Below are 10,600 nucleotides of genomic sequence, written 5' to 3'. Positions count from 1 at the left end.
CGAGACGCAGGAAGTTCCAAGCAGGAAATATTTTCCTCAGTAGAGAAACTTGGATAGGACTCCCGGCCGGAGCCTCAGACGTAACCAAGATCAGGTGCCCGAGAGTTCCCTGCTGATTGAAGTTTTACTTCGTTTTAACGCCATTTTTAGGAATCAAAGCTGAAAACACCCTTAGATCGAGTAGATCTTACTAAAAGAGACAAGATGATGCCACCTTGTCTCTTTTATCTTCATCAGTACACCTATTCTGCTTTGGGCCTGCTTTTCTAAAAACAGTTCATCTTTCGCAATCGCATCTTGGCTGTAATTTAAGAATACAGCCGGTTAAGCTAAAGCCATAGGGTTAGACTGTGGCTACTTTGTCTTTCGGCTTTTTATAGATAGGAACGGTGGAGCAGGGCTCACCATACATAATGCTGCTTACTACCGGTAACAACTTCTGCATGATCTCTACATAGGCATAGGTAGGAACCGGAATCTGTCCGCAGCCTTTGATTACTACTTTGGCATCTTTGTACTCTTCGGCATTTATTTTGGCGATAGCATCTTGTAACAAGGCCTGCTCTAACGCATCAAGATCACCGAATACGTAGCGGTTCACGAAGGGCTGCAGTTTACTTGCCAGCAACATATAGGCCCAGGTAGGGACAATGGCATCTGTAGAGCAGATGATGGCTACGTTCTTGCCTGCGTACTGCGACCAGTCATTGTCCTTGACAAAGGCACGGAAATCCTTTTCGCGCAGCATCAGTTCCATGAACAGGTTGTCCTTTATATCATAGATGACGCGCTCACCGGGGTGCAGGTATTCTTCCAGGTTTAAAGTGATGAGGCCACTGTTGGCTACTCGGTTTACAAACTCTTCCATCTTTCCTTTATTTCCCTGAGGGCTTGGTGATATATACTTCTTTTAAATAGAAAGGCTCATAATAAGCCACATCTTCAAATTCTGCTGCTTGTAGCTTTGTCCATGCTAAAACACCAATAGCCTTGGCTGTAGGTTTAACATTCTCCAGGTAAAAAGCGTTCGGGTGTGGTGCCAGAAGTTCCTGGGCCTTGGCTGCGCCGCTTCCGAAGAAGATTATGGGCTGTTTTTCCAGTTCAGCGGCAAAACTAGAAGCTTCCAGAATCATCGGCTCTACGGGCCTTTGTTCCTCCAGATCATGCGTCAGGAGACAGGTGTATACTTCTGAGCGGCGGGCATCTAACATGGGGCAGAACAAATACCGCTCCGGAGCGGGGGTAACCGAGATGACTTGTTGCGCCATGGAGGCAAGCGTGCTTACCGAAAGCAATGGCTTATCTAGTGAGAAACACAAGCCTTTAGCTGTTCCTGAGCCGATGCGCAGGCCGGTATAGGATCCTGGTCCACCAGAAACGGCTACGGCATCTACCTGTTCCAACCTCACGCCGGCATATTCCAGCACCTGTTGCACCATCACCGTGATGTGGGAGGAATGCGACTTTTCCATCTGAAGCTCTGCATAAGAGAGCAAAGCCTGGTCTTGGTGTAAAGCCACAGAACAGACCGAGGAGGAAGTTTCTAAAGATAAAATATACGCCATGGGCAAAAAGCTAAGCAGTAACTGGGTTGCAAAGCTACGCTATTCTAAAATAGAAGGGCAACCATGTTCTGGTTGCCCTTATTATACTATATACAAAAGAGAGTAAACTCTATTTCTTGGTGCTGGTGGTAAGCAAACTCTGGTAGCGCGACGGGTTGTTCAAGACCTCTACCGCTGCTACAATGTTTTTATCGTCATTGAAAGTGGCTTCCACCAGGCCTTTTTGCAGATAATAACGGGAAACAATCTCCTGCTCCAACAACTCAGTGATCTCGGCTTTGAATCTGAGCAGGTCATTTCCTTTGTTGGCGGCCACTTTCTTTCTGATCTGCTCAATATCGCCTTTCACTTCCTCATAGTGCTTGTCTTCCTTCGCTTTCTTGATCATGTTGTCTAAGGCTTTCTCCACATCGGTTGAATAGGAGATGTCTTTTCCGTTGAGAAAGGTGATGAACTTCTGATACTCGGCATCTGACAACCGGAAGTCTTTGGCCGAAGCAATGGTTGGGTTAGCCGCTCTGAACCGGGTGGCGTAATCAAAGATGTAGTTCTTTGTCATCAGTTTGCGGATGATATCTGGCACAGGTTGGTCTTTCACTTCCACGTCTGGGCTGATGCCACCACCGTCATATACCACGCGACCATTAGCCGTCTTGAACGCTACCCGCAAAGAATCTGGGGTTTTGTGCAACGTACCGTCTGCATCTCGGTGGGCGTAGTCAATGGCTTGGATGCACCGGCCGCTGGGGATATAATATTTAGCGGTGGTTACTTTCAACTGAGAGTTATAGGAGAGCGGACGCGTCATCTGTACCAATCCTTTTCCGAAGGTTCTTTCACCCACCAGCACGGCCCGGTCATAGTCTTGCAAAGCACCGGCTACAATCTCGGCGGCCGAGGCGCTGTTATTGCTAGTCAGGACTACCAACGGCATCTGCACATCCAGCGGCTCATCTAGGGCCTTGTACATTTTATTCCAATCAGACACCTTGCTCTTGGTGCTCACAATGTCTTTTCCACGGGCTAGGAACAGGTTAGAGATGTTCACCGACTCGTTCAACAAACCACCGGGATTATCGCGCAAGTCCAGAATCACTTTCTTGGCTCCCTGCTCCTTCAACTTGGTCACGGCATTGCGCACCTCGCGGCCTGCGTCAACGGTAAACCCAGAGAGTTGCAGATAGCCAATCTCAGGCGTGACCATGCCATAATAAGGAACATTGTTGATTTGGATGTTGGCCCGGGTGACATCCACCACTATGGGCTTCTCCGTACCGAAACGCTTGATTTCCAGTTTCACGATGGTGCCGGCCTGCCCTTTGAGCAGTTTGCTGATATCGTTGTCAGATTTTTTGGAAAGGTCTACCCCGTCAATCTTCAGGATTTCATCGCCAATGATTAAGCCTGCCTTCTGGGCCGGAGAACCCTCATGCGGCAACGAGACAATGGTGCGGCCTTCGCGTTTTCCCACTAAAGCACCTATACCGCCGTACTGACCCGTGGTCATGGTACGGAAGTCTTCAATGTCGTCTTCGGGAATATAGTTGGTGTAAGGGTCCAGTGACTTAAGCATGGCGTCAATGCCGGTGCGCACCAGTTTGGAGGGAGCCACATCATCTACGTAATAGGTATTTACCTCTTTGAAGAGCGTGGCGAAAATGTCAAGGTTTTTGGCGATATCGAAATAGCGCTCAGAGCCGTCGTTGGTGAACGAGAAAAGGCCCCACGCGGTGCCCGCCACCAATAGGCCGGCAAAAGTTTTCTTCAACATATCAGCAGCGGTGAAAACGGGAAAAAGGGAAGACTATTTAGTTAGCAAACGCTCTAGCCCTGAATTTAGTTTTTTGCTGATATAATTGAAAGGACTTTTTTCTTTCCCAATGTAAAGAATACCAATGTACCACGTGCCGCCGTCTGGATTTGGCCTGAAGAACGCGTGTTTGTGCAACCGGTACGCTTCGCGCATTTGCCGTTTGATACGGTTGCGGTCCACGGCTTTTTTGAAGTTCCGCTTAGAGACGGAGACCATTACCTGAACGGGGAGTTCAGAAGGGCCGGGAACGTGCATGGCCACGAAACGGAGCGGATAGGAATTAAAAGAAGAACCTTCACGGAAAAGCTGTTCAATCAGCTTTTTGCTCCGTAAACGTTCTTCTTTCGGAAATCTATAAGAAATCGAATGCTCTTCTGCAGAATGTTCAGTGAAGGAACCCATTCGCGAGGCGCCTTGCAGCGAGCTACTCAGAAAAATTAGGCTTTATGTCTTCTTTCGTCAGAAACGGTCAGTTTATGACGGCCTTTAGCTCTTCTGCTAGCTAATACTCTTCTACCATTGGCAGTTTCCATTCTTGAGCGAAAACCATGCTTATTTCTTCTTTTGCGTTGCGAAGGTTGGAATGTTCTTTTCATCTTACACTAAACATTATATTAAGGGCTGCAAAATTAGGAAATGAATTCTGATAAATCAAACCTCACTCCACATTTTAATTTGATTATTTGCACGTTACCCCGTTCGGCTGAAAGCCCTGCTGCACTAGATGGCCCAAAAATAAGCGTTTTAAGGCTGATTTAGGTAAACGAAGTTGGGAAAAGGAGCTTCATTCCCGAAAAGTACGGACAGGTCGCGCCCTGTCCTAAACGGTGGCTCTCAGCAGCAGCCTTTACTACCAAGGAAAGCGTAGGGAAATGCCAAGATCAGGAATGCACCGGGGAATGCCAAGATCAGGAATGCGGGAGGACAGGTCGCGACCTGTCCGTACTTCTTTTTAATGGTGCCATAAAATGAGCCTTAAAACGTGTTACCTTCGTTATAAGAGAAAAACGCCTAAACAGACACACTGTGCCGCACTACCACCTTTCCTTTGAGAATCCGCTTACGGGCTTTCTGCAAGTCCGGACTTCTATCGAAAACATTTCCACACCAGAATTGTACCTGCAATTGCCTGCCTGGCGGCCGGGACGGTACGAGTTGCAGAATTTCGCGCAGAAGTTGCAGGGCTTTGAAGTAGTGGCCCCAGACGGCTCTCCCCTACCCTTCCGAAAAGAAACCAAAGACCGTTGGCGCGTAGAAACCCAGGGAAACCAAACCTTGGAAGTGCGCTATAACTTTTATGCCCGCCAAATGGATGCGGGAGGCTCTTGGTTGGCCGAAGATTTTCTGTACGTAAACCCCGTGAATTGCCTGCTTACCGCCGAGGGACAGGAACAAGAAGTCTGCACGCTGTCATTGAGCATACCAGAAGAATGGCAAATTGCCTGTGGGCTCCCAGAACCGAAGCGGCACACGTTGGAAGCCCAGAACTTTGACCATTTGGTAGATTCGCCGTTTATCGCTAGTGCCACACTACAGCATGAGGTGTATGAAGAGCAGGGCATTCCGTTCCACGTGTGGTTTCAAGGTGACTGCGCACCGGACTGGAAGCAGATTCTGTTGCATTTCAGGGCGTTTACCCAAGAGCAGTTGGCTTTGTTCCAGACCTTCCCGGTGAAGGATTACCATTTCCTGAACATCATTCTGCCGTATCAGCATTACCACGGGGTAGAGCACCTGAATTCAACGGTAATCACGTTGGGGCCTTCGGAGGCTTTGATGGCACCTACTCTATATAAGGAGTTGCTGGGCGTGAGTTGTCACGAACTGTTTCACACGTGGAACATCAAGCAGATACGGCCGAAGGAGATGCTGCCGTATGATTTCACCCGGGAGAACTACTTCAGAACTGGCTACGTGGCCGAGGGCGTGACCACTTACTACGGCGATTACCTGCTGGCCCGCAGCGGTGTGTTTACTGCTGACCAGTACTTCCAGGAACTGAACACCGTCCTCAAACGCCACACTGTAGACCAGGGCGAGGCAAATCTTTCCGTAGCCGATTCTTCTTTTGACACCTGGCTGGACGGTTACAAACCTGGCATCCCAGACCGCAAAGTGAGCATTTACCACAAGGGCTGTATCGCGGCCTTGGTTTTAGACCTGGAAATCAGAAAAGCCACCCAAAACACTCATTCCTTGGATGAGGTCATGCGCCGCATGTGGGAAGAGTTCGGGAAGCCAGGCATTGGGTACGCAGAGGAAGACTACCAGCGGCTGGCCGAGGAGGTGGCAGGTGTCTCACTGGAGAAGTATTTCCGGGAGATGGTTTTTGGGACGGTTGCTTTTGAGAAGTGGTTGGCACCGGCGCTAGACTACGTAGGTTGTACGCTGGAGAAAGCACCGGCCGTGCTGCCGTATGAAAGTGTATTCGGTTTTCGGCTGAATCCCGCGCCGTCAACCTCTACGGTCATCAGTTATGTGGTTCCCGGCTCACCGGCTTCCGCAGTGCTGTCCGTAGACGATGAACTGATTGCCGTCAACGGCCGAAAACTGGAGAACGGCAATCTGCCGCATTTACTCAAAGGCCAGACAGAGATAGAAGTGACCTTGTTTCGGCAAAAGACCCTTAAAATGGTGAACCTGAAAGCCGACGGCATCCTCTATCTTCCGCAGTATTGTGTGCAAAAGAATCCATCGGCCACGGCCGAACAACAGGCTAATTTCAAACGCTGGCTTAAGCAGGACTTTGGAGCTGCTATTCTTTAGTCTTTTCCAGGCTGTTTTTCAGAAAATGAGCGCTAAGTGGGCGGGCTTCATTACCTTGGGCGTAAATCAGAAAAAACCATGCGTACTTCCATCGCTAGCCTGACATTGGTGTTTCTGCTGCTGGGTTGCACCGTTACTAAACAGAACAAGGAAATGCTTGCATTGAGAGAACAGGTACTGGCCGAACTAGGCAAGCAGAAAGGCACGTTCGCGGTGGCGTTTAAGAATTTGGATACCGGCGAAGAACTGTTGCTGAACGAACACGAAAGTTTCCACGCAGCCAGCACCATGAAAACGCCGGTGCTCATAGAAGCCTACAAACAAGCCTCTGAGGGGAAATTTGCCTTAACGGATTCTATTCTGGTGAAGAACGAGTTCAAAAGTATTGTGGACGGCAGCCCGTTCAGCATTAGTCCCGAGGACGACAGTGAACAGGAACTATACTCCCAACTAGGGCAAAAGCGGCCCATAGCTGAGTTGTTCTACAAGATGATTATCCAGAGTAGCAACCTAGCCACCAACATTGTGATTGAAAAGCTGGACGCGAAGAACGTAACCCAAACCATGCGGAGCTTCGGGGCGAATGACATTCAGGTGCTGCGCGGGGTGGAAGACACCAAAGCGTACCAGAAAGGCATGAACAATACCACCACGGCTTATGACCTCCTGCTGCTGTTCCAGAAGATGGCAAAAGGAGAAACTGTGAGCGAAACGGCTTCTCAGGAAATGATCAAGGTCTTGCTGGACCAGAAACACAATGACCTTATTCCTGCCAAACTGCCCCCAAACGTGAAAGTAGCCCACAAAACCGGCTGGATCACCGGCGTACGCCATGACTCTGGCATTGTGTTTCTGCCCGATGGCCGGAAATATGTCTTGGTCTTACTCTCCAAAGGGCTGGAAGATGAAAAAGCCGGCATTGCGGCCATGGCCAACGTCTCTGAAATGATTTACCGGCACGTTGTGAATTAGTCCTGAGTTCTGAGTCTTGAGTTCTGAGTTTAGGAATCTCGCTTCTCGTTTGACCTGAAGCATAAAAAAGCGGAGGCTGCCCATTAGATGGGCAGCCTCCGCTTTTTTATCAATCAATAAAGAGAACTCTTATTTACCGCGATCTACTTGGTTGTCGCTTGGGTTACTGCGAGGTCTGTCGCCGCCATCGCCGTAGGAGTTGTTCACGCCTTCACGGTTGTTGTTACCGGTTCTGGACACTGCCCGCTCGTCCTGAATGGTGGTGCCGCCGCTCTTGGAGCTGTGGTAACTACTCTCAGGGGTTTGGGGCGTTTGGTCATCCGGGGTCAGGTGGTTTTTATCTGTGTTATCAATGAAACCGCCTTTGGTATTATCCTTTTCTCCGCTGTGATTCTTCTTATTGCTGCTCATAAAATCCTCCTTTTGGGTTAAGTTGATACCTTCTATACGAGCACCTTGGTGAAAAGTATACCGATTATCCACTAAAAGCCAGCACCAAGATCACTAGCAGCGTGGGCAACGAAAGGTAAAACCAGAAAAGCACGTGCTTGCGGTAATTGCGCGGCACCTGAGAACTGGCCAGCAGCAACGCACCCACCAATACAGCCATATAAACCAGAATAAAGTACATGACTTTGTTCCAATTGCGCACAATAGAACCGCCTTGCTCCTCTACTTCGGGTGCTGTGGGAATAAGCCAAGTCATCAAGCTGTAATAGACAGCCACCTCCAGGGCCAGGAACACCACGGCTCCTATGAAAATGGCCAGCGCTGTATCATTTTTCTTCTGCATTGCTCTTTCAATAAAAACCAACTTAGAAAAATCTTGTCAGATTTTCTGATTTTTAAACAGTTTTCACCTTCCTTTCACTAAATCTCCCCTAAAACACGTTAGGAAAACGGAGCAGGCGGCATTTACCTGAGGGAAGGGGAATGGCGGCCTTGATGAAGCATGAGGACGAACCAAGTAGACATAAATTTAAAGGCTGTATTGGCCATCTTTGAGGGTTTTCTAAAGTCTCCTGAATTTAAGCAGATTGCCGAGGACAGCCTTGCCCTGGTACAGGAAACCGGCTATTCCAAGATTCTGGTAGACACCAGTCGCATAAAGATCATTCAGCAGGAAAACCAGCAGTGGATCAATGAAGAGTGGTTTCCCAGAGCCGTCAAAGCCGGTGTTACCCACATGGCCTTCCTTATTCCGCAAGATTACTTCGGGAAGGTAAGCGTAGAATCCACGAACAAAAGCATGTGCCAGCGCGGCGACATTGACATCCAATACTTCACAGACCTTAAATCCGCCAGAAGATGGCTGGGGTTTAAAGTCTGAAAGGGTTGAGTTTAGCACCTCTTTTCCTGAATACATCAAAAAAGCCCGGGGCTACTGAAAATTTCAGTAGCCCCGGGCTTTTTACTCTAGATGTGTTTTAAGGCTGAATTTTCAAAAATGGCCACTAAACGCTTAGGCTTGCGGCTGGAAGTTCACCAGCTTCACAAATTCCAATACACGCTGCACCACCTCATCTGGCTGCAGATCTACCAATCGCTCCGTCCCGAACTGCTCTACGCAGAAAGACGCCATGGCCGAACCGTGGATTACCGCACGTTTCATGTTCTCAAAGCTGATATCATCTGTAGAAGCCAGGTAGCCAATGAAACCACCGGCAAACGTATCACCGGCACCGGTGGGGTCAAACACTTCTTCCAGCGGCAATGCCGGCGCGAAGAACACCTCTTCCCTGTGGAACAACAGCGCACCGTGCTCGCCTTTTTTGATGATAAGGTATTTAGGTCCCATGCCCATGATCTTTTTGGCGGCTTTCACCAAAGAGTACTCGCCGCTCAGTTGGCGGGCTTCCTCGTCATTGATGCTGAGCACGTCTACCATGCCAATGGTTTGCACCAGTTCCTCCAAGGCAATATCCATCCAGAAGTTCATGGTGTCCATTACAATCAGTTTGGGACGGTTGGTCAGGCGCTCAATTACCTGGCGTTGCACCTGCGGGGCCAGATTACCCAGCATCAGGTATTTACAATTCTGGTAGCTCTCAGGGATTACCGGGTCAAAGTCGCCCAGCACATTCAACTCCGTCACCAGCGTCTCACGGCTGTTCATGTCATTAAAATAGCGGCCCGACCAGAAGAACGATTTCTCGTTCTCTTTGATCTGCAAACCATCTACGTTGATGCCTTTACTCTGCAGCATGGCAATGTCTGACTTCAGGAAATCGCCGCCTACCACAGAAACCAGGTTCACGGGCTGCACAAAGTTGGCCGCGGATAAAGAAATGAAGGTTCCGGCTCCGCCGATGATCTTTTCCCGTTTCCCGAACGGAGTTTCCAGCGCATCAAACGCCACCGACCCGATTACTAATAGACTCATGTGTTTTTTCAGTTATGCGCGAGACGTATCAAGTAGCACGTATCGCGTAGCAAGATTGTTTTAAATCTGATAAAGCTCAAAATCGGCAAAAAAAGCACTCATCCTTTGCAAGCATCCACCTCTCAAGATAATAGTCCTGATACGTGATATTTGCTACCTGATACGCTTTCGCCCGAAAACAAAAAAAGCCCCTGACGAATCAGGAGCTTTTTGGGGTGGCCGATGGGGTTCGAACCCACGACTTCCAGAATCACAATCTGGTGCTCTAACCAGCTGAACTACGGCCACCGTGTAATTGGATAGCAAAAGTAGTGGGTTTGGAGATTCAACGCAAGTTTCTGCCGCTAATTTTCTTTAATATTTTCTTCCTCACTACACAAAAGACATGAGGACAATCTGTTGTGAGGCAAATTAAATGCTTGGTGTAACTGCCTTTACTTCTTGACCAATCCAAACATTACCAAGCCTTAAAACAAACATCCTTTCTTGATCCGTTTCTTCTCCAACCAACCTAATGGGCGTATTTGACTTTACAAGCTTTCGGTAATACCGTTGATTTCCGTAATAATCCTCTGGACTGAAAAAGTCATCAATTTTTGCATCCAAGAAATCGCTTTCGCGGATAAAACTCATGTCATCTGAAGCAAACCAGTTGAAAAGCTTGATCCGCTCCAATTCATTACTAAAAAGCATGGTTGGAAAGACAACCTGCGGCTGGGCTTCAGGCCACATTCCCTCATAATCGAAAGCCCCTTCCCCAACTGCCGCAACGACCTGGGAGTCTATAAAATCATGCTCAAACACCCAAATAGCAAGATAGAACTCTGCAAAATTGGCCGTCAGCTGTGCTTTCCAAAAAGCATGGATATCCAAAAGCCTTGAGAACAACTGTTTCCTGTAATCTGAAGGATACGTTGCATCATAATATAGATTGGACCAAGGGTCAATCTTTGCCTTGCAGTAATAATAGCCTGTTCTCTTAAGCAGCTTTAAGTCGATTAGCTTGTTAGCTTCAAACCATTCATCTATGTTTTTCTGCCGTCTCTTTAATCCACGGATTTTTTTCGTTCTCAAAAGATGCTTTTTAGGTTCATGGACACA

Annotated in this window: 12 protein-coding genes and 1 tRNA gene; 3 read left to right on the top strand and 10 right to left on the bottom strand. The window is 48.4% G+C overall.

What is annotated here, in order from left to right; translation table 11 throughout:
* Window positions 1-343 precede the first annotated feature (343 nt).
* From ACY0JR_RS20470 to rpmH, 5 genes are all read right to left on the bottom strand, one after another.
* Entirely contained in the window at window positions 344-868 is a 525-nt protein-coding gene (locus ACY0JR_RS20470; protein ID WP_462636029.1) for a DUF2480 family protein, read from the bottom strand.
* Between the two features lie 7 nt (window positions 869-875).
* Window positions 876-1,565, bottom strand: a complete 690-nt coding sequence (tsaB, locus tag ACY0JR_RS20465) for a tRNA (adenosine(37)-N6)-threonylcarbamoyltransferase complex dimerization subunit type 1 TsaB (RefSeq protein ID WP_462636028.1) — start codon at window positions 1,563-1,565, stop codon at window positions 876-878.
* A gap of 109 nt (window positions 1,566-1,674) precedes the next feature.
* Complete coding sequence (locus ACY0JR_RS20460) at window positions 1,675-3,336, bottom strand: S41 family peptidase (protein ID WP_462636027.1); 1,662 nt, start codon at window positions 3,334-3,336, stop codon at window positions 1,675-1,677.
* 33 nt (window positions 3,337-3,369) lie between these two features.
* A complete protein-coding gene (gene rnpA / locus ACY0JR_RS20455; RefSeq protein WP_462636026.1) occupies window positions 3,370-3,780 on the bottom strand; it encodes a ribonuclease P protein component in 411 nt (136 codons plus the stop codon).
* Between the two features lie 35 nt (window positions 3,781-3,815).
* Complete coding sequence (rpmH, locus tag ACY0JR_RS20450) at window positions 3,816-3,974, bottom strand: 50S ribosomal protein L34 (protein ID WP_071885432.1); 159 nt, start codon at window positions 3,972-3,974, stop codon at window positions 3,816-3,818.
* A 430-nt stretch (window positions 3,975-4,404) separates the two neighbouring features.
* Here rpmH and ACY0JR_RS20445 point away from each other — a divergent pair, with 430 nt between their 5' ends.
* Together ACY0JR_RS20445 and ACY0JR_RS20440 are read left to right on the top strand one after the other, a co-directional pair.
* The gene (locus ACY0JR_RS20445; RefSeq protein WP_462636025.1) at window positions 4,405-6,144 is read left to right on the top strand and encodes a M61 family metallopeptidase; all 1,740 of its coding nucleotides are present in this window, start codon (window positions 4,405-4,407) and stop codon (window positions 6,142-6,144) included.
* Between the two features lie 78 nt (window positions 6,145-6,222).
* On the top strand, window positions 6,223-7,116 hold the full coding sequence (locus ACY0JR_RS20440; RefSeq protein ID WP_462636024.1) for a serine hydrolase: 894 nt from the start codon (window positions 6,223-6,225) through the stop codon (window positions 7,114-7,116).
* A gap of 129 nt (window positions 7,117-7,245) precedes the next feature.
* On the opposite strand, the gene ACY0JR_RS20435 is transcribed toward ACY0JR_RS20440, so the two are convergent.
* Window positions 7,246-7,527 (bottom strand): hypothetical protein, encoded by a 282-nt coding sequence (locus tag ACY0JR_RS20435; RefSeq protein ID WP_462636023.1) that lies wholly within the window; start codon window positions 7,525-7,527, stop codon window positions 7,246-7,248.
* Window positions 7,528-7,591: 64 nt separating this feature from the next.
* Window positions 7,592-7,909, bottom strand: a complete 318-nt coding sequence (locus ACY0JR_RS20430) for a hypothetical protein (RefSeq protein ID WP_462636022.1) — start codon at window positions 7,907-7,909, stop codon at window positions 7,592-7,594.
* A gap of 159 nt (window positions 7,910-8,068) precedes the next feature.
* Here ACY0JR_RS20430 and ACY0JR_RS20425 point away from each other — a divergent pair, with 159 nt between their 5' ends.
* Window positions 8,069-8,446, top strand: a complete 378-nt coding sequence (locus ACY0JR_RS20425; protein ID WP_462636021.1) for a hypothetical protein — start codon at window positions 8,069-8,071, stop codon at window positions 8,444-8,446.
* Window positions 8,447-8,578: 132 nt separating this feature from the next.
* Here ACY0JR_RS20425 and ACY0JR_RS20420 read toward each other — a convergent pair whose 3' ends face one another.
* From ACY0JR_RS20420 to ACY0JR_RS20410, 3 genes are all read right to left on the bottom strand, one after another.
* Complete coding sequence (locus tag ACY0JR_RS20420; RefSeq protein WP_462636020.1) at window positions 8,579-9,499, bottom strand: PfkB family carbohydrate kinase; 921 nt, start codon at window positions 9,497-9,499, stop codon at window positions 8,579-8,581.
* Window positions 9,500-9,710: 211 nt separating this feature from the next.
* A tRNA-His gene (locus ACY0JR_RS20415) sits at window positions 9,711-9,787 on the bottom strand.
* A 123-nt stretch (window positions 9,788-9,910) separates the two neighbouring features.
* Window positions 9,911-10,573: a hypothetical protein gene (locus ACY0JR_RS20410; protein WP_462636019.1), complete on the bottom strand. Its 663-nt coding sequence runs from the start codon at window positions 10,571-10,573 to the stop codon at window positions 9,911-9,913.
* Between the last annotated feature and the right edge of the window lie 27 nt (window positions 10,574-10,600).

Source organism: Rufibacter sp. JT3400010 (assembly GCF_054956755.1).
Note: the sequence above shows the minus strand (reverse complement) of the source record. Positions and strands in the feature narration are given on the sequence as shown.

What these genes read in the sequence shown, in the direction of transcription:
- ACY0JR_RS20470 (WP_462636029.1), bottom strand. Translation starts at nt 868, where the DNA reads ATGGAAGAGTTTGTAAACCGAGTAGCCAACAGTGGCCTCATCACTTTA.
- tsaB (WP_462636028.1), bottom strand. Translation starts at nt 1,565, where the DNA reads ATGGCGTATATTTTATCTTTAGAAACTTCCTCCTCGGTCTGTTCTGTG.
- ACY0JR_RS20460 (WP_462636027.1), bottom strand. Translation starts at nt 3,336, where the DNA reads ATGTTGAAGAAAACTTTTGCCGGCCTATTGGTGGCGGGCACCGCGTGG.
- rnpA (WP_462636026.1), bottom strand. Translation starts at nt 3,780, where the DNA reads ATGGGTTCCTTCACTGAACATTCTGCAGAAGAGCATTCGATTTCTTAT.
- rpmH (WP_071885432.1), bottom strand. Translation starts at nt 3,974, where the DNA reads ATGAAAAGAACATTCCAACCTTCGCAACGCAAAAGAAGAAATAAGCAT.
- ACY0JR_RS20440 (WP_462636024.1), top strand. Translation starts at nt 6,223, where the DNA reads ATGCGTACTTCCATCGCTAGCCTGACATTGGTGTTTCTGCTGCTGGGT.
- ACY0JR_RS20435 (WP_462636023.1), bottom strand. Translation starts at nt 7,527, where the DNA reads ATGAGCAGCAATAAGAAGAATCACAGCGGAGAAAAGGATAATACCAAA.
- ACY0JR_RS20430 (WP_462636022.1), bottom strand. Translation starts at nt 7,909, where the DNA reads ATGCAGAAGAAAAATGATACAGCGCTGGCCATTTTCATAGGAGCCGTG.
- ACY0JR_RS20425 (WP_462636021.1), top strand. Translation starts at nt 8,069, where the DNA reads ATGAGGACGAACCAAGTAGACATAAATTTAAAGGCTGTATTGGCCATC.
- ACY0JR_RS20420 (WP_462636020.1), bottom strand. Translation starts at nt 9,499, where the DNA reads ATGAGTCTATTAGTAATCGGGTCGGTGGCGTTTGATGCGCTGGAAACT.